Annotated in this window: 23 protein-coding genes and 2 pseudogenes; 10 read left to right on the top strand and 15 right to left on the bottom strand. The window is 47.4% G+C overall.

Annotated elements, in window-relative coordinates; genetic code table 11:
• Nucleotides 1-71: 71 nt before the first annotated feature.
• The 4 genes from NNL38_RS07685 to NNL38_RS07670 form a co-directional block, all read right to left on the bottom strand.
• The gene (locus tag NNL38_RS07685; protein ID WP_255390422.1) at nucleotides 72-431 is read right to left on the bottom strand and encodes a phasin-related domain-containing protein; all 360 of its coding nucleotides are present in this window, start codon (nucleotides 429-431) and stop codon (nucleotides 72-74) included.
• 114 nt (nucleotides 432-545) lie between these two features.
• Entirely contained in the window at nucleotides 546-1,136 is a 591-nt protein-coding gene (locus NNL38_RS07680; protein ID WP_255390421.1) for a phasin-related domain-containing protein, read from the bottom strand.
• Between the two features lie 227 nt (nucleotides 1,137-1,363).
• On the bottom strand, nucleotides 1,364-1,642 hold the full coding sequence (locus NNL38_RS07675; protein WP_255390420.1) for a polyhydroxyalkanoic acid system family protein: 279 nt from the start codon (nucleotides 1,640-1,642) through the stop codon (nucleotides 1,364-1,366).
• A gap of 118 nt (nucleotides 1,643-1,760) precedes the next feature.
• The gene (locus NNL38_RS07670; protein WP_255390419.1) at nucleotides 1,761-2,279 is read right to left on the bottom strand and encodes a lecithin retinol acyltransferase family protein; all 519 of its coding nucleotides are present in this window, start codon (nucleotides 2,277-2,279) and stop codon (nucleotides 1,761-1,763) included.
• Nucleotides 2,280-2,579: 300 nt separating this feature from the next.
• On the opposite strand from NNL38_RS07670, the gene NNL38_RS07665 reads away from it, so the two are divergent.
• The 8 genes and pseudogenes from NNL38_RS07665 (at nucleotide 2,580) to dgcN (ending at nucleotide 9,246) form a co-directional block, all read left to right on the top strand.
• Nucleotides 2,580-3,767: a transglycosylase SLT domain-containing protein gene (locus tag NNL38_RS07665; protein ID WP_255390418.1), complete on the top strand. Its 1,188-nt coding sequence runs from the start codon at nucleotides 2,580-2,582 to the stop codon at nucleotides 3,765-3,767.
• Between the two features lie 531 nt (nucleotides 3,768-4,298).
• Nucleotides 4,299-4,547 (top strand): annotated as a pseudogene (locus NNL38_RS07660) (ABC transporter ATP-binding protein); the annotation flags it as partial.
• A gap of 6 nt (nucleotides 4,548-4,553) precedes the next feature.
• A complete protein-coding gene (mobA, locus tag NNL38_RS07655; protein ID WP_255390592.1) occupies nucleotides 4,554-5,138 on the top strand; it encodes a molybdenum cofactor guanylyltransferase MobA in 585 nt (194 codons plus the stop codon).
• Nucleotides 5,135-5,647, top strand: a pseudogene (mobB, locus tag NNL38_RS07650) (molybdopterin-guanine dinucleotide biosynthesis protein B); the annotation flags it as partial. The gene mobA and the pseudogene mobB, both read left to right, overlap by 4 nt.
• Nucleotides 5,648-6,052: 405 nt before the next feature.
• Entirely contained in the window at nucleotides 6,053-6,499 is a 447-nt protein-coding gene (locus tag NNL38_RS07645; protein ID WP_255390417.1) for an NUDIX domain-containing protein, read from the top strand.
• A 159-nt stretch (nucleotides 6,500-6,658) separates the two neighbouring features.
• On the top strand, nucleotides 6,659-7,378 hold the full coding sequence (locus tag NNL38_RS07640) for a DUF3581 domain-containing protein (RefSeq protein WP_255390416.1): 720 nt from the start codon (nucleotides 6,659-6,661) through the stop codon (nucleotides 7,376-7,378).
• A 153-nt stretch (nucleotides 7,379-7,531) separates the two neighbouring features.
• Nucleotides 7,532-8,086: a hypothetical protein gene (locus NNL38_RS07635; protein WP_255390415.1), complete on the top strand. Its 555-nt coding sequence runs from the start codon at nucleotides 7,532-7,534 to the stop codon at nucleotides 8,084-8,086.
• A gap of 155 nt (nucleotides 8,087-8,241) precedes the next feature.
• Nucleotides 8,242-9,246: an N-acetyltransferase DgcN gene (gene dgcN / locus NNL38_RS07630; protein WP_255390414.1), complete on the top strand. Its 1,005-nt coding sequence runs from the start codon at nucleotides 8,242-8,244 to the stop codon at nucleotides 9,244-9,246.
• Between the two features lie 76 nt (nucleotides 9,247-9,322).
• On the opposite strand, the gene NNL38_RS07625 is transcribed toward dgcN, so the two are convergent.
• The 11 genes from NNL38_RS07625 to NNL38_RS07575 form a co-directional block, all read right to left on the bottom strand.
• Complete coding sequence (locus NNL38_RS07625) at nucleotides 9,323-10,891, bottom strand: BCCT family transporter (RefSeq protein WP_255390413.1); 1,569 nt, start codon at nucleotides 10,889-10,891, stop codon at nucleotides 9,323-9,325.
• A 375-nt stretch (nucleotides 10,892-11,266) separates the two neighbouring features.
• Complete coding sequence (locus tag NNL38_RS07620; protein ID WP_255390412.1) at nucleotides 11,267-11,581, bottom strand: hypothetical protein; 315 nt, start codon at nucleotides 11,579-11,581, stop codon at nucleotides 11,267-11,269.
• Between the two features lie 4 nt (nucleotides 11,582-11,585).
• On the bottom strand, nucleotides 11,586-12,536 hold the full coding sequence (locus NNL38_RS07615) for a hypothetical protein (protein ID WP_255390411.1): 951 nt from the start codon (nucleotides 12,534-12,536) through the stop codon (nucleotides 11,586-11,588).
• Between the two features lie 305 nt (nucleotides 12,537-12,841).
• Nucleotides 12,842-13,486, bottom strand: coding sequence for a hypothetical protein (locus NNL38_RS07610; protein WP_255390410.1), 645 nt, complete (start codon nucleotides 13,484-13,486; stop codon nucleotides 12,842-12,844).
• Between the two features lie 303 nt (nucleotides 13,487-13,789).
• Entirely contained in the window at nucleotides 13,790-14,434 is a 645-nt protein-coding gene (locus NNL38_RS07605) for a curlin repeat-containing protein (protein WP_255390409.1), read from the bottom strand.
• Nucleotides 14,435-14,455: 21 nt separating this feature from the next.
• Entirely contained in the window at nucleotides 14,456-15,010 is a 555-nt protein-coding gene (locus NNL38_RS07600; protein WP_255390408.1) for a hypothetical protein, read from the bottom strand.
• Between the two features lie 414 nt (nucleotides 15,011-15,424).
• Nucleotides 15,425-16,261: a CsgG/HfaB family protein gene (locus NNL38_RS07595; RefSeq protein ID WP_255390407.1), complete on the bottom strand. Its 837-nt coding sequence runs from the start codon at nucleotides 16,259-16,261 to the stop codon at nucleotides 15,425-15,427.
• Nucleotides 16,262-16,272: 11 nt separating this feature from the next.
• Nucleotides 16,273-16,677, bottom strand: coding sequence for a curli assembly protein CsgF (locus NNL38_RS07590; protein WP_255390406.1), 405 nt, complete (start codon nucleotides 16,675-16,677; stop codon nucleotides 16,273-16,275).
• An 11-nt stretch (nucleotides 16,678-16,688) separates the two neighbouring features.
• Nucleotides 16,689-17,141, bottom strand: coding sequence for a CsgE family curli-type amyloid fiber assembly protein (locus tag NNL38_RS07585; RefSeq protein WP_255390405.1), 453 nt, complete (start codon nucleotides 17,139-17,141; stop codon nucleotides 16,689-16,691).
• On the bottom strand, nucleotides 17,138-17,800 hold the full coding sequence (locus NNL38_RS07580) for a LuxR C-terminal-related transcriptional regulator (protein ID WP_255390404.1): 663 nt from the start codon (nucleotides 17,798-17,800) through the stop codon (nucleotides 17,138-17,140). The genes NNL38_RS07585 and NNL38_RS07580 overlap by 4 nt, the downstream gene beginning before the upstream one ends.
• Before the next feature lie 352 nt (nucleotides 17,801-18,152).
• Nucleotides 18,153-18,509 (bottom strand): helix-turn-helix domain-containing protein, encoded by a 357-nt coding sequence (locus NNL38_RS07575; RefSeq protein WP_255390403.1) that lies wholly within the window; start codon nucleotides 18,507-18,509, stop codon nucleotides 18,153-18,155.
• A 290-nt stretch (nucleotides 18,510-18,799) separates the two neighbouring features.
• On the opposite strand from NNL38_RS07575, the gene NNL38_RS07570 reads away from it, so the two are divergent.
• Together NNL38_RS07570 and NNL38_RS07565 are read left to right on the top strand one after the other, a co-directional pair.
• Nucleotides 18,800-19,204, top strand: a complete 405-nt coding sequence (locus tag NNL38_RS07570) for a hypothetical protein (protein WP_255390402.1) — start codon at nucleotides 18,800-18,802, stop codon at nucleotides 19,202-19,204.
• A gap of 86 nt (nucleotides 19,205-19,290) precedes the next feature.
• Nucleotides 19,291-19,737 (top strand): DUF411 domain-containing protein, encoded by a 447-nt coding sequence (locus tag NNL38_RS07565; RefSeq protein WP_255390401.1) that lies wholly within the window; start codon nucleotides 19,291-19,293, stop codon nucleotides 19,735-19,737.
• The last annotated feature ends 4 nt before the right edge of the window (nucleotides 19,738-19,741 follow it).

Raw genomic sequence — 19,741 nt, 5'->3', positions numbered from 1 at the left:
GGTCGGCCATTTACCTGACAGAGTTACCTATTGATCTGACTGGCATTAAAGTGATAACTCTGCATTAGCAGCTATTCTGCCGCTGCCAATTTCTCGACCGCTGCTGTGAGCTTGTCGATTTTCTCATCCATGCGCTCCAGCTTGTCGCGATCCACACCACTGAGACGATAGAAGAGATCGTTCATCCCCGCTTCAACCTCATCGGTGGCTTTCTCAGCGTTTTTACCGATACACTCTTTCGCTTCGGTTTCAACTTGTTTGCCGCGCTCAACCAGCTCCTCAAATGCTTGATTGGTTTTTTCATTCAATTGCTGCGCTTCATCCAGGCTGCGGCTGTAAAGACCCAAGCCTGCCAGCCAAATGTTACGTGCAATCCCTTCACCGCTTTCCACGACATTTTTAGCCGCTTTTACTACTGTGTTATCGCTCATAGTCATCTCCCTCCGCGCTTCAACGCTGGATTAAAAGAGTTATTCAAATCACCGAAAACTGCTGGGACTCGGTGCCTATCGTGTTCAGGTGCCACTGTCGGTTGCAAGACGCGGTCATGAATCCGCCGCGGATTTTTTATCATCAGCCTTCGCTGCAGCTGGCGCCGATGAGGTCGTTGACGACGACTTCGCGGCAGTTGCGGCAGGTTTTGCCGACTCCTTGCTGGCTGCCGGTGTTGCAGCCTTAGCTGGTTTGCGTCGTGCCACGCTGGTTTTGCGCGTGCGCGCAGCTGCAGGTTTTTCTTCCGCAGCCTTAGTCGCTGGCTTTGCAGCCGATTGCGCCGCTCCCTGGCGCGCCAGCAAAGCCTCAATATTGGCTGTCAACTGATCGATCTTGTCATCAACCCGATCCAGGCGATCGTTATCCACGCCAATCAGTTTCTGCACCATGGTGTGCACCCGCTCTTCAATCGCAACCGAGGTTTGCGATCTTGCAGTATGAACACGCTCCTTGGTTTTCGACTCCACCGCCCGACCGCGCTCAATCAACTCATCAAACAAGCTCTTGCCCTTATCTGACAGTTGATTCACTTCTTCTGTGCTTTTGGCATAAGCGCCCAAACCGGCCAACCAGATGTTGTAGACCATTGCGTCCCGAATCTGTTCTTTCTTGGATTCTTCCGCAGTCTGTTTAAAAATGCCCATAAATCTGCCCTCCGTATCTCTATGACAACTGTGTCAGCCAGTGGGTATTGCCTGACTGCTTAACTAGAGAATAAGAATTTCAATTAGAATGGTCTTACTAAAACAACGATTTATCGTGGGCTGGATCAAAAATTAGTAAAGCAGCGGATTAGCGGCGGGAGGACAAAGGGAAAACCAGGGCCAAGCCTTCGGCCCTACTCGAAAAGTACCTTGAAAGGCAAAGTGGATTAACTGACCAGCAGCATCCGGTCGAGCCGCTCTGAAATATGACTCTCAATACTAGTGGAGAACAGGCTGGCGGCAAATCCCAGCTTGAGCTCAATCGTCACCTTCCCCTCTTCCGACAACAGAAAGCCTCTGGCCGAGGCATGGCGGATCATCAAGCGGTTACCCTGCCAGGACCAACTCAGCCCGTATTCTTGTTCAAGCTCTTCGGCAATTTGCTCTGACAGCGCAGTAATCTCATCTATTGGCATGTCATGGTTACGTTCAATGAAAATCGTCACAGAAGTCTCACCTGGTTAGTGTAATTACTCAATTACTTTTTATTAACATACCTGCCCGGCGAGATGATTTCTGTGGGGGAGATCTAATCGTCACGAATCGATATTGCCCGAGTACGGCCTAGGACGTCAGTTTTTTGGCCCAGTGGGCCAGCCACATCGCCCCTGCGGCGGCCAGCCTGGCCCCTTTCACGGCGCGACGATACGGTCGCTGCTCGCTCGGGGCGGTAACAGCGCCCAATAACAATCCAATCCCGGCCATTCTCAGCGCCGGCAGCGGGGCGTTGAGGGCAATATAGCCGCCGGCAAAAGCGATCAGACACTGCTGAAACTGAGTACACTCGACCGACAGGCCATGTGCTTCACGAACGAACTGTTCGCAATTCTGGCTTAACAGATTATAGGAACGACCCACCTGCTTCAGCGCGTATTGATACGCCAGCGCCGGATGCGGGCTGGTAATGTCACTGACCACAATCGCCCGCCCCTCAGCAAATGCGGCCAACGTATCATACTGCACCTGGCGGCGCTTCTTGGAATTATGGATAACCCCACCAGCCCCATCTGCAATCCCGTAATGCCAGTAGGTACTGCAACGAATTTTCAGGACGGTGCCTGCAGGAAATTCAGACTCAGCCATCTTCACTCTCTCCGCTTTGTCCGGCGACAACTACCGAAAATTCCGGCAATGAACATGGCTAAGTGTAATACATGGGCAACCCGTCGCTTGAAACACCTCCTCTGTTTCAGCTGGGATGGCAAAGTGTCTCAATTGTAAGAAACTCGATGCAGATCCGCCTTAATCTCTGAACACTGCTCGATGCTGTCACTATTTTGCTGCTATAAATATATGAAGTTATCACTTTTTTGTGGCTAGAAGTCACACTCTGTTCGGTCAGACGACACAAGTTTGTGGGCTCTTTCAGTGGAAGAAATGCTTATGAAGTACAGAGCAATCATCTTTATCTCTCTCTTTCTAACAGGTTGCCAAGGGTTACAATTCGTAGAGCAAACCGCCTCTTCTGAAACGGACCCGTTACACCTCGATGACCCGCTCTTCGAATCTCTGGGACACCACTGTGTGATCCCGACGACACCGATACAGGCCGTTGAAGCAAAAGAAAAAACCGTCGCCACCGCGCAAGATATGCTGCCCCGGCGACCGAATGATCTATGGGAGATCCTCAGCCAGTCCTTTCAGCTACCGGTGCCGGACGACAAACGTGTGCGTTACTATAAACGCTGGTATCTGGACAACCCGCACCACCTCGATACCGTCACCAAACGAGCTGAACCGTTTCTCTACTACATCTACCAGCAGGTTGACCAACGTAACATGCCGCTTGAATTGGTACTGCTCCCATTTGTTGAAAGTGCATTCAATCCCAAAGCCTACTCACACCGTGGCGCCGCCGGGCTATGGCAAATCACTATCCCGACCGGAAAAACATTCGGTCTCGAATATCTAAAGGGATACGATGGCAGGCGTGACATTGTCACGTCCACCACTGCAGCTCTGGATCTACTTGAGTATCTGCATGACAAGTTCAAGGGGGACTGGCTCCATGCCATTGCAGCCTATAATACCGGAGAAGGCCGGGTCCGGCGGGCCATCAAACGCAACCGTGCCCAGCAGAAATCCACCGACTTCTGGGCACTCAAGCTCCCCAAGGAAACCCGCTTGTATGTGCCGAAACTGCTTGCCATGGCCGACTTGATTAAACAACGCCACCAGCACAATCTGCCCTTGCTCGAAATACATCCGCAACCTGTGCTGACCGAAGTGGTCGTTCGCAACCGGGTGACTCTCGAGCTGATCGCCCGCCACGCCGGTCTCGACAGCCAGGCCGTGTACGCACTGAATCCGGGATACCTGAGCGGCCACACCCATGCCAACCGAGATAACAAGATTTTACTGCCCCACCACACACGTCAAACGTTTTATAACAACAGACTCAGTGGTGAGTATGTGAAGCAAAAATTTATCATCCATGACATTCAGCCCGGTGATTCACTGAGTGAACTGGCCGAAAGCAACAATACCACCGTTGCCCGGATCATGAATGCGAACGATCTGACCGGCTCGATGATTTTTGCCGGTCAACAGCTCCTGATCCCCCACTATTAGTCTGCACACTGCGTCAAAGGAAATACCAGACAATCAAAGTGGCGTATACCAGATTGAAAATTAACATCTTTTTTACAAAGTTAGCAAAAACCGACTATCATTAAATCAACCGCTAAGGTTTTTTAATAACAACAAGGAGCTGCTATGAATCATACTGAAATGATAGTACCAACCCATATGGGGATTATCCGCCGCACTGTTTTGACGGCTGCCGCCATTCTGGCAATGGGACTTATTCTGCTGTAGCTGAATCTCTGCTAACCAAAAGATGCGAAAGCTATGTCAATCACAATATCATGGTCTGTCACAACACACTGTCTCGGTTGGTTCCAAAAATAATAAAGGCATGAATCATTCATGCCTTTATTATTTTGACCTGTTTTAGGTTACAGGCCTCCCCTAAAGCTCATCAGCAATGGCCGGTTGTATCGTCAGCGCAAACTTTTTGGCAGAAAGACTGAAAATGCCGAGCTCTCCTGTTATAACGTCAGTGATAGTCTGAAATTCACCTCTAGACACTGACAACAGTGCAGAATAGAAGCCATTAATGCCCTACGTATGGTAGGGTTAGAAACCTTGGCGGACGAGCACGTTTCCGTATTATCCGGCGGTAAGCACTCGCGGGTCGCAATTGCCCGAGATTTGGTGGCACGTAGCAGAGGTCTGGTACTCACCAGCCATCAGCAAAATGCCCTGACCGCCCTTCGCCGTCGCCAAAGGACCATTTCAGACACACAATTAAAAGAACGAGCAGATTTACAGCTCGTTGAGAGGAACAACATGAGCATGCCTACGCCTGACAATACGCACTGGGTCATTCTGGCCGGTGGCCAAGCCAGCCGCATGGGCGGCAATGATAAAGGGCTCGTCCCGCTGGCCGGACGGGCCATGATCGAGCATATTCTGGAGACGCTCACCCCACAAACCAAGGCGATCAGTATCAATGCCAACCGCAACCAGGCTCGTTATCAAGCCTATGGACGGGTTTTTGGCGATCATCTGAAGGGCTATCCGGGGCCGCTCGGGGGCATACACGCCGCCCTGCATCACCTGGATGCGGAGTGGATTGGCTTTGTCCCCTGTGACTGCCCCAACCTGCCGGACGATCTGGTCACCCGGATGGCGTCAGCCTGTCAGGCCGATACCGATATTGCCGTCGCCCATGACGGGGAATACATTCAGCCTGTGGTCACGCTGATGAACCGGCGAATCTTGCCCAAGCTGGAGCAGTTTCTCGACGACGGCGACCGCAAGATCACGCTGCTCTATCGCCAATGCAAGATGATCACGGTTGATTTCAGCGATCAGCCCCGCGCGTTTATCAACCTCAACACACCGCAAGAACTCGAGACATTTGGACAACCATCATGAGTCAAATGAATGCAACCCTGCCGCTGCTGGGTTTCGCCGCCTGGAGCGGAACCGGCAAAACCACCCTGCTGGAAGCCATGCTGCCCAAGCTGGTCGCACGTGGTATTCGCGTCGCTGTAATCAAACATGCCCACCACAATTTTGATATTGATAAAGAAGGCAAAGACAGCTACCGGTTACGCAAAGCCGGCGCCTGCCAGATGCTAATTTCCTCTCGTTATCGCAATGCGTTGATCACGGAAACACCTGAAGCCGAAGCCAGCTTGCCCCAACTCATCGCCCAGTTGGATCAGACTCAACTCGATTTGATCCTGGTGGAAGGGTTCAAGCAACTCAACTTCCCGAAAATTGAATTGCACCGCCGAGAGGTAGGGAAACCCTGGCTTCACCCGGATGATCCAAACATCATCGCTGTGGCTGCCAATATCGCTGCTGACACTGAACTGCCACAACTGGACATCAACGACCTTGAGCAAATCACCAACTTTGTCGTGAGTTTTGCCAAGCAGTCTGGTTGAGATCACGCCAGAGTAAGCCGGTGCTGAAACAGAAGAAGTATTGAGCATTATTCCGTCGCAGGGACGAATTTAGGGGAATAGAAAAGGAACGCTGATTTTAGTAGCACTCAGCAAACGGCAGCGAACCGCCGCTTACTGAGTGCTTTTATTTGCAGCTTCCGTGCTACTTTTTTTCCTGAGCTTCTACACGTCTAGAAGATGGTTGTCGTACTGTTACAGCACTTTGTTATCGCTCAGATAAAGTAACCCAGCCAGAATTCTTTCTTATATGCTAAAAGTAGATTAGCTTTGTTAGTAGAGGAAAGCTTACATAATTATGCGGCTCGTTGCACTCAAAAATCATGGTTTTTTGCGTGATCTGCCAGTTCATTGATCAGACAGGGGAAAAAGTTACCAATGACACCTCGAATATCCGTTCGTGCCGTATTTTATAACCAAGGTCACATTTTGCTGTGCAAACACCATGATAATAAAGGGATCTGGTACATCACCCCTGGGGGTGGTATTGAACATGGCGAGACCCTGGAAGATGCATTCCATCGTGAATTAAAAGAAGAGCTCGGGGCCGAAGCCCGGATGGGAGATGTGCTCTGTATTCGCGATTTCATCGCCGCGCGCAGCCCGGTCCCCTTCAGCCCACCCGACTTTCACCAGGTTGAAATCTTTGTTGAAGCCCACATGCTACAACTCAACAATGCAGCAAGCCAACCCGATGATTATCAAGTTGGCTATGAATGGCTGCCACTGGACCGACTAACCCAAGTCCGCTTTTACCCACAGGAATTAGCGAAAGAATTTCAAAGGAAAGACTTTTCAAGCATTTACCAAGGACATAAACTCTAGCGACCGGTCCTGAACAGGCCTAAAACCGCGCAAGCGGATTAAGCCTTTTTCATCCCGGAGTCAAGCAATAAACGCCTGTCACTGGCTAGACCATCTCATATGAAGTTCTCATGTAAACTACGTGGCAGTTTGATTAACCAAGGTATTCATAAGTTAAGCATGTTGTTAGATTCGTATTACTCTGAGCAGAACAGTGAAGTGTCTTTCACCCGTGAGCAAGCCAGCCATTTCGCCAAAAAAGTCGCTGGTGACTTCAACCCGATTCACGATGAAGATAACAAGCGTTTCTGTGTTCCGGGCGACCTGCTTTTCTCTGTTATTCTTTCTAAGGTCGGCCTGAGCCAGAAAATGCGCTTCGAGTTTGCTGGCATGATCAACGACGGGATCCCGCTCCGGATCGATCAAAAATCCGACACCGATTTCTCGATGGTCGATGCTGGCGGTAAAGAATACCTGCATGTGACCCGCAGTGGTGAAACCACCCTCAACCAGACATTGATTGAGCAAGTCACCAAGAGTTACGTTCAATTCTCCGGGATGAACTTCCCGCATATCATGGTGCCACTGATGGAGTCCAAGCAAATCATGATCAACCCGGCGCGTCCGTTAGTGATCTATGAGAGCATGGAACTGGATTTCTCCCGCCTTGATATTCATTCGCCTACGGTTGAACTGACCGGCTCCGACATTGATGTCGATGGCAAACGTGGCAGCGTGACTCTGAAGTTCTGTTTCAAAGAAAATGGGGAAATTGTTGGCACCGGTCGCAAACGCATGGTCATGAGTGGCCTGAAGCCCTACTGTCAAGACGACATTGACGATCTGGTGAACCGCTTCAACCAGCGTAAAGTTGACTTCAGCGCCTTGCTCGCCGCCTGAGCTACAGCAAAAACTCTCCTTTCCCAAACGCCGGCATTCGCCGGCGTTTTTATTCTCTCTTCGTCCAACTTCGGAGACCTATACTAAAAAGTGTCTTTGACAAGACATCGGGTTGGCATCTCAAGCCAACGCATTCAACGTGGAGACACCATCATGGTTAGCTCTAAATATTCAGCACTCTCGCTCACCCTTCTGATGACTACACTGGTCCTCCCAGCAGCCTTTGCCGACGAAACAATTTCCGACGAAGCTTTAGATGCACGCATCGCCCGTGCCAAATCTGCAGCGCCGCCTTCGATCAGTGGCGATGCAACCATTGTGGTTGACGGCAAAACAGTGGTCGAAGGCAGCAATGGCTGGACCTGTATGCCGGACACTTTTCCGGGGGATAACATACCCATGTGTAATGACGCCATATGGATGGAAATGCTAGGTGCAATGGGAAACAAGCAAGATTTTGAACCTAAGAGCATCGGTATTTCCTACATGCTGCAAGGTGACGAAGGGGCCGGGGTGAGTAACTCAGATCCCTACCATCCTGACCACAAAAATGCCGAAGACTATGTTGAAACCGGCCCTCACCTGATGATCATTGTCCCCCGAGCCATGCTGAAGGGAATCACGGATGACCCTAGTAGCGGCGGCCCTTATGTCATGTGGAAAGACACGCCGTACGCGCATATCATGGTTCCGGTTGAAGATCTCTAGCCCAATAAGCCCGCCACCGGCGGGTTTATTACATGCTATCACTTCGCATTTATCTGATATTTATCACCGATCATTTCCCCTACATCCATACATAGTGATATCTTAGTGCTTGATATACAATAGATATCACCCAAACCTCAGTACAAGGAAAGACAATGAGAATCCCACAACCCTATCTTCTCTTTCTCGGTGATGTTACTGATCCGCTGGCTGCCAAAACTGCAAAAGGGATCCTGCACTGGCGGCCACAAAATTGCAGTGGTCAGTTCAGGCTGACACCGGAAACGGTTTCGCTCGGCTTGCCGGATTTGTCCCTGGAAGAAGCCAAACAGCAGGGTGCTGAAACCTTAGTGATTGGCACAGCCAATGCCGGTGGCATGATTCCGCAAGCCTGGCTTGCAACCCTGCAAGAAGCACTGGAACTGGGATACAACATTGCCTCCGGCATGCACCAGCGCCTCAGCAGCTTTCCAGCCATAAACCATGCCGCCAATATTCGTCAGTGCTGCCTGTATGATGTACGTCATGTTGACCAGCCGCTGGCTATTGGTACCGGTATTCCCCGCCCGGGAAAAAGGTTGCTGACTGTCGGTACGGATTGCTCGGTCGGGAAAATGTATACCTCGCTTGCACTTGAAGCGGAGATGAATCGCCAGGGACTCAAGACCCGCTTCTGTGCCACCGGGCAGACCGGTATCTTGATTTCAGGCAAAGGCATTTCAGTCGATGCCGTCGTCGCCGATTTCATCTCCGGCGCGGCAGAAGCCATTAGCCCTGCATTCACCGACCATGACTGGGACGTCATTGAAGGCCAGGGCTCGGTGTTAAATCCCGCGTTTGCCGGTGTCAGCCTGGGGCTGCTGCACGGCTCACAACCCGACGCGCTGGTCCTGTGCCATGAAGTCGGCCGCCAGCATGTACGTCATGTACCGCATATGAACATTCCGTCGATTGAAGCCACCCTGCAGGCAAACCTGGTGGCCGCCCGGCTGACCAACCCGGCAGCCTGCTTTGTCGGCATCGCCCTGAATACTGCAGCCATGACTGAGGCGGAAGCAATGACGCTGTGTCAACAATGGGAACAGGATTACCAACTGCCGGTCACTGATCCGATTCGATTTGGTGTGGCCTCGATTGTTGAAAAGCTACATTCAATTTAAACCACCAGACGCCAGACATAGTAAAACACTCCCGAGGGAGTGTTTTCATCGTCAAACCTGAACGCCGAGAGCGCTGTTATGAAACAGAAGCGGCAGCATAGTTTGCCTGCTCTACCTGAGCTTGCGCCTGACGCGCTTTGTCTGCTTGCATGCGTATCACCGCCATCGGTCCGGTGATTAAGGTCGCGGCAATCAATACAGACACCGGCACCGCAGTGATCACAATGAATGACTGCAACGCGTTCAGCCCACCGTCTCCGGCCACCAACAGCACACCAGCCACACATCCCATCACCACAGCCCAGAACAGGCGTTGCGTCGGTTTCGGCTCATTATCACCACTCACTACCATAGAGATCGAGTAAGCCATCGAATCCCCGGTCGTCACAACAAAAGTTGTTGTGAGCACCAAAAACGCCGCGACAAGCAGATCACTGAACGGAAGCTGCGTCAGCGTTGCCAGCAACACGGCAGGCAAACCAGCATCATTCAGCGGCCCGGAAATAGTACCCGGTGTTTGCAGCTCAAAGAAGATCCCGGTACCGCCCAGTACGGTAAACCAGAAGTTCGTCACCACAGGCGCACCAATGGCAACCATCAGGATCAACTCACGCACTGAGCGGCCTTCGGAGATCCGCGCAATAAAAATCGCCATCATCGGTGCGAAACCAATGAACCAGCCCCAGAAGAACCAGGTCCACCAGGAGTTCCACTGCGGCGCATCCGCATTCAAGCTCATTTCCGGCAGGTGTTGCAGGTAAGTGGCAAATGCCGATCCAAAATGCTCAAACAGGAACTGGGTCGGACCCAGGATCAGCATTGCCAGCAACAAGGCAAATGCACCGATCACATTCAGTCGGCTCAGCCATTGCAGTCCTTTATCCATCCCGGTAAAGGCAGAAATCGAGTAGATCGCCACCACAACGGCCAGAATCGCCAGCTGGCTGGAAGACGTGTTCTCAATCCCCATAACAACTTCAAGGCTGTAGCCCAGTTGAGATGCCAGAAAACCAATCGGGCCGATAGTGCCGGCAGCAACGGCAATAATCGAACAGGCATCAATCACAGAGCCCAGCCAGTGTGACTCCAGCCGATCGCCAACCAGCGGATAAAGCAGTGCTCGCGGACGCAGTTTCACCCCACCCTGATGATGCGCATGCATCAACACAATGGTGGCCAGTGTCCCCAAAATCGCCCAGGCCAGAAAGCCCCAATGCAAAAAGCTCTGGCTCAATGCCGGCGCGGCAGACTCCGCCAGCCCGCTGGCCGTATCCGGAAAACTCGGTGGCACGGTGATGAAATGATAAATCGGCTCCGCCGCAGACCAGAACACGCCGCCACCTGCCAATAAGGTACACATGATCATCGCCATCCAGCGAAACGTCCCAATCGTCGGTGTCTTCTGCTGACCCAGGCGGATTTTCCCTTTCGGGCTAAGCGCAATCAGGATAGCCACAACAAAGTTGAGTACCATCAGCCATTGCCAAGGGTAACCAAACATTGCAGTTGCATCGGAAAACATAGACTGAATCACTTGGGAAACAAGCGACAAGTCAATAAGAGCGGAAAGGAGAAACAAACTGATAAAGCCAATCGTTAGAGTTGGAACCAATTTGTCACTCACTTTTGGTGTCGAGGTATACATAAGTTTCTCACTATTGCTGTGAGGGGCGGCACATTATCAGCTCATATCCTAAATCACCAGAAAAAAATCACTTTTTTTAACCCAGTAACGTGAGATTTACGGCCGTAAGCGGTCTCATACCGGCCGCTGCCTCAGCTTGTAGAGAGTGTCCGACTGACGCGGTCGAGAGATCCCATCCCCATGCATCATTAGAACTCAAACAAATTGCACACTGCCCGCTCAAGGACTTGGTTGTTCGCGGATATCAGAAATGACGATGCAAACCGACGAAACAAGTCATCGAACGCACTCATACAAGCCATAGGATTTGGGGGAGCTGGAAGGTCAGATTGACAGCAGAAATTCACCATACGCCAGCTAAAAAAAAAACGCTTCTTACGAAGCGTTCAAAGGTTCAATCTGGCAATCCCTGTCGATGCTGATCTGATTATCCGGAGCGGTTTCCAGGGTAACGGGAAACTGCGAGCGACTCAGCGTCATGGTCGAACTACTTTGACCACTGCTACCGGTCACCATGACATTATGACGGCTCGAAGTCAGCTTCACCTGCGTATACTGCGCACTGGTATTGGTTACAACGAGCTGAATATCATCTTGCCTGAACTCACAGCGAATCATCAAAGGGGAAAACGTGGCTGCACTCGCTGGGAGTGCAGCAACAATCGTAGAGAGTAGAATCAAGCGTTTCATCAACTTAGTACTGCGCCACATAAACTGTGTTGTAAGACGAGCCACCTGTGATCTCAACATTCGACATATCATAGCCATCCTGAGATACATAAACGGTGTTATAACTGGTTGAACCACCGTAGTAACCACCATCATCAATCAACACATTCGAATAGTTGTAATCACCATACTGAGCCACCGTCACATAGTTATGATCCGCATGCTCTCCGGAAATAACTACATCTGAATCATTATATTCGCCATACTGGCTCACATACACGCTGTTATAGTCACCACCGTAGATATTTACATCTGAATAATTCAGGCTACCATTTTGGTAGACACCAACATCATTGTAATCGGCATCGTAATCCAGCACGACATAGGAGCTGTTATAGTAACCATCTTGTTGAACATTCACATAGTTCCAGTCAGAATCATCATTAATCATGACATCTGACATGTTATACGCGCCATACTGTTTAACTTTTACATCATTATAATCAGAGTGATTTGTAATTCTTACTCGAGAATCGTTATATTGTCCTGATTGATCTACGTAAATCTTATTGTAATCTGAGTTACGACGAATAACGGCCCGAGAGAAGTTATCATAACCGTGCTGACCAACATCAATTTCATTATAATCTGAGCGATTTCTAATTATCGCACGTGACCGGTTATCTTTCCCGGACTGATAAACGCCGATATAGTTATCATTTGACCGGCGGGCAATTACAGCTCTTGAATTATTATTCTCTCCATATTGGTAAATGTCCATGTAATTGTTATCAGAACGATTTCGGATGATAGCCGTAGACTTATTACCCGCATAGCCGTAGGCTGATTCCTGATAAACAGAGACATGGTTCCAATCACTCTTGTTTTTAATTTTGACATCAGACTCATTATCGATTGAAGCCAGTGCTGAAGTTGATGCCAGTGCTGCTGAGATAAATAGAGCTAGCTTTTTCATAAACTTTTCCTTAGATTTATTGACTGGTCTCAGACCATTTCACTTACAATTGTGTAAAAACCTTAATAATGATAATTGCCAAGTGGCAATATGAAAAATCATTCCATTACTACGCACAGGTATTATCAAGTCATTCCCGCGTTATCACTTACATATTCATTATTGCTTTTTCTGAGTTTAGTTCCATAAACCTATGTATGAGATTCGCAGTTTGTTTTCACACTAAATAAAATATCACATAGAAAAATTTTCAAAAAAAACCGCACTTATCAGATGCGGTTATAAATTATCATTGCAATAACATATTAATACTGCGAAATATAAACAGAGTTATATGATGAATCAGAAATATATACACTCGAATAGTCGTAGTCAGTCTGGCTGACATAAACCGTGTTATAGCTCGCAGGTCCGTAATGGCTAGCGATATCTACATCAGACATAGAGTAATCACCATACTGATCTACTTTCACCAGGTTGTGGTCGGCATAACCACCATAGATGTCAACATATGAACGGTTGTATTCACCTTTCTGCTTAAGATAAATACTGTTATGATCCCCAGCTAAAATATATACGCTTGAATTATTTCGTTTACCTTCCTGATACACGCCTACATTGTTATCTTTAGCATAGTATCCGATATCCACTTTTGAAGAATGATAAACGCCATGTTGGGTTACATAAACACTATTCCCATCAGATTTATGTTTAATGCTAACATCTGAGTAATTATGTCTTCCATATTGATTTACATCTACGTTGTTATAATCTGAGTCATAGTTAATATCTACCTTAGAGTCATTACCATAGTAGTAAGAGTCTTGATACACGGCGACGTGATTATAGTCACTTCCTTTCTTGATTTTCACATCTGAACGATTGTCAATTGCAGCCGATGCTGTAGCTGAAGCTAAAGCCATTGAAATAAATAGAGATAACTTTTTCATAGGTAATCCTTACATTATGATATTGTGAGCCTAACTTAAAATTTCATGAACGAACAAATATTAAAATCGATATAATCAAGATAAAAAATCTCAAACATTCTAAGTATTTCATTCCAGAGCATGCAGTTACTGACTGCTATTTTCTTATGTTTTTATTTTCAATTTAATTATCGACCAATTATCTAAATAGTCCATAAACTAAATTATGAAGTATTAATAAACAGAATAATTAAAATTAGTCAGGTATAAATGAATAAAAGCTGCGCCTACAATAGCGCAGCTTTTCCGTCTCAATCCCGTATATCAGTACTGTGCTACATATACAGAGTTGTATGAAGAGTCTGCAATATAAACACTAGAGTGGTCATAATCTGTTTGACTAACATGTACAGTGTTATAGCTTGCAGGTGCATAGTGGCTACCGATATCTACATCTGAATGAGAGTAGTCACCATATTGGTCAACCTTCACCAGGTTATAATCCGCATAGGCACCATAGATATCAACATATGAGTTGTTATAGTCACCTTTTTGACCTACCATGACCGTATTCCGATCACCCGCGCTAATATAAACACTTGAGCGATTCCATTTTCCATCTTGGTATACGCCAACATGATTATCATCAGCATAGTAGTTAATATCAACTTTTGATGAGTTGTATTTTCCATATTGATTAACATATGCACTATTACCATCAGACTTATGCTTGATGTCTACATCTGAATAGTTACGCGCGCCATACTGATTCACAGTAACCCAGTTATAATCTGAGTCATATTCAATATTTACTTTTGAGTCATTGCCGTAGTAATATGAATCTTGATAAACAGAGACATGGTTATAATCACTTCCTTTCTTGATTTTCACATCAGAGCTATTATCAATTGCTGCCATTGCTGTTGTTGATGCGAAAGCCATTGAGATAAATAGAGCTAACTTTTTCATGATATTATTCCTTCAATTGTATTATCTTACTGTGATGTTTTTATTCATGCCATTAATGATGACATGTGTTTGACCACCCGTCTGCTGAATATCAGAACGGAAACTCCTAACATTGCTTTTCTGAACAATAAGTGCTTTGTTATCATCCCCGTACTGGGATATCTTCCCTTTATTACGGCGTCCTTTTTGTACAATACCAGCTTTATTATTATTTCCGAGCTGATAAATCACACCCATGTTTTCATACCCATCTTGAGAAACAGCTGCTTCGTTATAGTCTCCTCTTTGATTAATATAAGCGATGTTTCTGCTTCCCTGTTGTGCAATGAATGCATCATTATAATTACCACGTTGCTTTATCTTAGCTGCATTCCCCACTTTGTCACCGATACTTTTCTGCTGAACAACTGCTGAGCTATGACTAGCCTCTTCCAGGTCAATGACTGCAGAGTTATCAACGCCAAGCTGGAATTCAGATAGATTCATCAGTTCATTTAGCGCAAGGTCACTTGAATAAGTATTGAAAGCAGCACCTGATATACACAATGCAATTAATTTGCTTTTGATTCGTTTCATTGTTCCAGGCCGTGATGTTCATTTCGTACCTTCAGTATCGAACTTCTCAGAACTTAATCTATAAACCTATGGATGAAACTGGACTCTCGCTTTTAATACTTTTATTGCGAATGCTCAGATCATCTCTCATTCGGAAAAATGAGATTCGAGTAAGCAGCCTAGTCAATTAGTTTATATATTTCACAGCAACGTCTTATGTTCAATCACTTATCGACTGTCTAACTGGGTATCAGAGTGTTTTCAAAAATACTTTCCCTAAATAGGTACAGACGTGAAAATGATTGTCCAACAGCCTGCTCAAGCCGTCACCAGACAATACCTACCGAAAAATAGTTTGAAACGCCTCCCAAAGAAAAACGCCTCTGATCAGCATTGATCAGAGGCGCTCAGAGAGTAAAATCGAATGGAAGTATTTTAGATAATCGGGCGACGTCGGTGCATATACTCCTGAATTATCGGGTGCTGTAAGTCGGCATCTCGCAAGGGCTGCCACAGCCCCGTCTTAATCCCATCAACAATCACATGAACGACCGCTGCATCAATTGCCGTCATCACTGCCAAGTTTACCGGCTCATTCGTGGTATAGCCTAATTCGGCCTCAAGCAAATCTTTATAATCGACAAACTTAAAGACCCCGGTTTGAAGCTCTTTGGACAAAATGGTTTTACTGGTTGTTACACTGAGTAATATTTGCCCGCTTCGAACATCTATCGCCCGTATATTGACCGTAACCTGATCGGTCCGGTATTGCCCGGAGGCACCAATCCCCAAGTAACGGGCTCCGGCTCCCCCGGTTCTTAGATTGGTATCATAGGCAACAATCCCACCTTCGATCATGATATTCGCCGAAGCCAATGATGGTAAGTGCGGACCATGATTGGTCGGTATTTCATGTTTCTTCTGAGCAGCACGAATAATCTTCCTCTCAGTCAATAAGTTTTGCAGCCCCTCCCGCTCGAGCGGGATAAACCATTTCGAATCCAACAACGCGGTGGTGAGTAATGCCGCACCACCTTGCGGTACAGCCGTCGAGAAGTTACTATTCGGCTGCGGTTTGTATTGTCCGCTCTGATCCCTGAAGTCATACACGGAAACATAGACCTTTCCTCGTGGTAACGGCAGCGAGGTTAAATCCTGGTATGCCGCCCCGCGGGCCATCAGCGTCGGCTCTTTACTGATATCCGGCGTTTCAAGAGACATCGAACAACCCGAGAGAATTAACAGCAAACTACCCCAAATCAACGCTTTCATCCATCTTCTCCCTACATGTCCGGCACTAAGCCACTGACTTGAATTGTTGATGACTCCCCGGTTTCTTTATCAGTGATTTGAATGATCAGGTTCCCGTTGTCATCAATAATATTCAGCAGGAAGTCATCCGTTACCAGCTGACCGGTATTCCCATTCCCCACATCGGACAACAATTGGCTGATTAAACGAGATTCCAGGCTGGCGGCTAACCGTTCAAGATCCGATTGCTCACCCAGTAATAAGTCATCATCCGGTGCTTTATGATCGTTAATAGCATTCGCCACACCCAGGAGATGGGAACTGTTCAACGGATTACCGCCGAAACTGGGATTGATTGGCGTATAGACCAGCTCCGTCGCCGAGACCTGTGCCGTAATAGCCAGCAGACCGGCGAAGGCCAAATTACTCCCTTTCATGCTAAACCCTCTTAGATTTCATCGTAATCAACATCAAATGTATCTTGCAGGTAGCGCTCAATACGCCATCGGGTGACATACGCGCGGACAACTTTAATCGCTTCATCGACTTTTGTTTCAACCTGATCCCGTCCCGGTGACAAAGCCGTACGATAGATAGCCTTACGCCGGTGCAGAACAGAAATAACACTGCCGGACAGAGCGGTCGGACGCTCTTTAACCGTCAGGTTCTCTTTCAAGTCGTCAAATTCATCACTGAGTTTTTGTGCAAATAGTGAATAAAAATCTTCCCCGAGGCGGGTCATCGTTTGGTCAATCACAGCTCCGCTAATTTCTCTCAAGTCGTCCAGGGTGCCGTTTTGTTCAAGCGGCTGACCATTTTCAAGCGGCTGTTGCTCTTCCTGCGACCATGCAGGCACAGCGAACAACAGCGCTACTGGTAGACAGAACTCAACGATTCTCATAGCGGTAAGTCATTGTAGTTGCTGCTTTTAGCCCACATAAAAGCTTGCATTCTATTCTTCACATTAATCTTTTTAAACACGTTATAAAGATGCGTTTTCACCGTATTTTCACTGACAAACAGCTTCTCAGCGATTTGGGTATTTGAGGCACCCAGCACTAACAGCTGCATAATTTCCTTTTCCCGGTTAGTCAGGTTGGCGCATGGCTTGGCAATCAGCGTATCTTTGTGTCGGTAGGCAGCAATCAGTTCATTGGTTAGTTTTCGACTCAGCCAAAGCTCACCGGCAAAGACTTTTTTCATCCCCTTAGCCACCACATCAATTCCGTCACCAACGAAGAACACCCCAACCATGTTCGGCCATTTAGCTATCACCTTGGCCGCAACATCATTTGGCGAATTGATCAGCACTTCACTGGCCGTGAGCGAATTTTCAACCAGAAAATTGATATAAACATCCAGTGAATCATCATTAATCTGGGTGTTGTCAATGATCACCAAAATGTTCCGTTTCGGGCGGAGGTTTAATCCCGGAAGCCCTTCCAGCGTGGTGGTTTTAATCGGTAGTTCCAAGGCCTTTTCAAGGTAATCCCGGAAAAGGGAAGACTGTAAGCTGGAGTCACAGATGAAAATCAAATCATGATATTGAATGGAAGACATCTTATATTCCCTTACTGTAAATATCTTATTACTAAGACGATTTAAATCTAGAACATAGCGTCAAAACATCAAGACAGCAAAAATGACAAATAATAATTTTATTTATATCCCTCTGTTTTTATTAACCATTCTTACGTTCTCAATGCTGAGACAAATAATAAATCACCAGATATCAAATTGCGTAGCCAATATTAGTGAATGCCGCCAATTCATTTTCTTTACAACATTCAAAATAAACATCACTTTTTTATTTGACAAAAGTTTATACCAAACTACATGCATACAAAAAAAGACCTTGCAATTTTCCATGCAAGGTCTTCATTTTATTCGCTTTATGGGACTCTAGAGAGGTTTAACAGGCCGGTACTTGGTGCTCATACTCGACAATAATTTGATTTCCGCTATAACGAACATTTTTTATATTACCGTCAACAATATAGGTGTTTTTCAACGTCACCGTTCCCGGCAACACGCCACCGACTTGTTCCCGCAGCGAGGGTAACGTCAGCACCGGATCGACACCAATAAACTGACAAAATTGACTGACAAACCCATGCTCTAGAGGTTTCTGCCCGCGTAAAACATCTGAAAAAGCAAGCTGACTCATGCCTAACTTTTTAGCCATCTCAATCTGGGTTACCCGCATTTTAGCTTTATAACTCATCCATGTTTCGAGCAACACTTCACGGTCTGTTTCCGTATATTGCATTTCATATACCTTCGTGATTTTCTGCTTTATCTCCGAATTAAACCGCAACCGATGGAGGCCAATGTCAGAGCAACGTAAGGCTGGTGTAACTTTTTTGACTTTTGACAAAAAATTCACACAACTTTGTCCTGAATCCGACAGTACTAATGTCCCCTGCCTATCTTTCCTGTACAAATGTCTGACTTTTTACATAACTTAATCAAGGAGAAGAAGCTGATCTCAAACAAAAAACAGACAGTTTTCTGACAGAAAGGATTCCGCTTCGGCTGTCAGCCCCCTATAATCCCTCTGTGACCAACAAAATGGATGCCAGCTCTGTGAAACCCCATTGCGTCTTCGCAAAATTTGCCGTACTGATCGCACTCTGTGCGATCCTGGTATCGCCTGTCTTTGCCGGCCATGGCCTCCCTTCTCCATCGTTTCTTCAGCCGTATCCCTCGCAGGCAATGCCTGCCTGCTGCGATCATCCGGTGATGTCAACGGTGCTGGGGTGTCATCACGCGATGTCAGACCCGGACGCATCTCAAGCCAGCCCCTGCCAAAATGCCGACTGCCATACCTGCTCCGTTCCGTTCGCAATTCTGACGGACCACACCCTGCTCACAAGCCCTGCTGTCAGTCCGCAGTTTACGGAGCCGGTCAGCCACAGCCATTTCCTCCATGAGCCACTCGACCGACCGCCGATTGACGCCTGATTTCTTCTCAACATTAACCTCAGCTGTGCATGATGCATGCCTGAGTTAGCTTATTATTCAATTGACTAAAGAAATAGGACATTGTCATGAAACGTCACGTACTTATCGCTATCGGCCTACTGACTGCCAGCCACGTTGCCCTCGCCACCAACATCGTCACTGGCACGAACTATCAGTCCCCTTATTGCGGCTGCTGCAAAGATTGGGTCAAGCATATGGAAGAAAACGGGTTCAAGCTGGAAATCAAATACCAACAGGATCTGACGCCGACTAAAACAAAACTGGGCATTCGGCCGGGCTATGCATCCTGCCATACAGCTGAAATTGAGGGCTACACCTTTGAAGGCCATGTACCCGCGGAGGAGATTAAGCGTTTTCTGGCTGAAAAGCCGACGGACTTAGTTGGTCTGGCCACGCCGGGCATGCCAATGGGTTCTCCTGGAATGGAGTATAACGATCAAAAAGATCCCTACAATGTCGTTGCTTTCGATAAAGACGGCAACACCCGGGTCTGGTCACGCCACAATCAGTAACGGC

The organism is Photobacterium atrarenae (genome assembly GCF_024380015.1).
Lineage (GTDB): Bacteria > Pseudomonadota > Gammaproteobacteria > Enterobacterales > Vibrionaceae > Photobacterium > Photobacterium atrarenae.
This window is presented reverse-complemented; position numbering and strand designations above follow the sequence as displayed.

Bases quoted from the DNA above. Each gene is read 5' to 3' on its own strand.
- NNL38_RS07670 (WP_255390419.1), bottom strand. From the start codon at position 2,279: ATGGCTGAGTCTGAATTTCCTGCAGGCACCGTCCTGAAAATTCGTTGC.
- mobA (WP_255390592.1), top strand. From the start codon at position 4,554: ATGCCTACGCCTGACAATACGCACTGGGTCATTCTGGCCGGTGGCCAA.
- dgcN (WP_255390414.1), top strand. From the start codon at position 8,242: ATGAGAATCCCACAACCCTATCTTCTCTTTCTCGGTGATGTTACTGAT.
- NNL38_RS07620 (WP_255390412.1), bottom strand. From the start codon at position 11,581: ATGAAACGCTTGATTCTACTCTCTACGATTGTTGCTGCACTCCCAGCG.
- NNL38_RS07565 (WP_255390401.1), top strand. From the start codon at position 19,291: ATGAAACGTCACGTACTTATCGCTATCGGCCTACTGACTGCCAGCCAC.
- NNL38_RS07575 (WP_255390403.1), bottom strand. From the start codon at position 18,509: ATGCAATATACGGAAACAGACCGTGAAGTGTTGCTCGAAACATGGATG.
- NNL38_RS07640 (WP_255390416.1), top strand. From the start codon at position 6,659: ATGTTGTTAGATTCGTATTACTCTGAGCAGAACAGTGAAGTGTCTTTC.
- NNL38_RS07595 (WP_255390407.1), bottom strand. From the start codon at position 16,261: ATGAAAGCGTTGATTTGGGGTAGTTTGCTGTTAATTCTCTCGGGTTGT.
- NNL38_RS07645 (WP_255390417.1), top strand. From the start codon at position 6,053: ATGACACCTCGAATATCCGTTCGTGCCGTATTTTATAACCAAGGTCAC.
- NNL38_RS07580 (WP_255390404.1), bottom strand. From the start codon at position 17,800: ATGTCTTCCATTCAATATCATGATTTGATTTTCATCTGTGACTCCAGC.
- NNL38_RS07625 (WP_255390413.1), bottom strand. From the start codon at position 10,891: ATGTATACCTCGACACCAAAAGTGAGTGACAAATTGGTTCCAACTCTA.
- NNL38_RS07680 (WP_255390421.1), bottom strand. From the start codon at position 1,136: ATGGGCATTTTTAAACAGACTGCGGAAGAATCCAAGAAAGAACAGATT.
- NNL38_RS07635 (WP_255390415.1), top strand. From the start codon at position 7,532: ATGGTTAGCTCTAAATATTCAGCACTCTCGCTCACCCTTCTGATGACT.
- NNL38_RS07585 (WP_255390405.1), bottom strand. From the start codon at position 17,141: ATGAGAATCGTTGAGTTCTGTCTACCAGTAGCGCTGTTGTTCGCTGTG.
- NNL38_RS07665 (WP_255390418.1), top strand. From the start codon at position 2,580: ATGAAGTACAGAGCAATCATCTTTATCTCTCTCTTTCTAACAGGTTGC.
- NNL38_RS07600 (WP_255390408.1), bottom strand. From the start codon at position 15,010: ATGAAACGAATCAAAAGCAAATTAATTGCATTGTGTATATCAGGTGCT.
- NNL38_RS07685 (WP_255390422.1), bottom strand. From the start codon at position 431: ATGAGCGATAACACAGTAGTAAAAGCGGCTAAAAATGTCGTGGAAAGC.
- NNL38_RS07615 (WP_255390411.1), bottom strand. From the start codon at position 12,536: ATGAAAAAGCTAGCTCTATTTATCTCAGCAGCACTGGCATCAACTTCA.
- NNL38_RS07605 (WP_255390409.1), bottom strand. From the start codon at position 14,434: ATGAAAAAGTTAGCTCTATTTATCTCAATGGCTTTCGCATCAACAACA.
- NNL38_RS07590 (WP_255390406.1), bottom strand. From the start codon at position 16,677: ATGAAAGGGAGTAATTTGGCCTTCGCCGGTCTGCTGGCTATTACGGCA.
- NNL38_RS07610 (WP_255390410.1), bottom strand. From the start codon at position 13,486: ATGAAAAAGTTATCTCTATTTATTTCAATGGCTTTAGCTTCAGCTACA.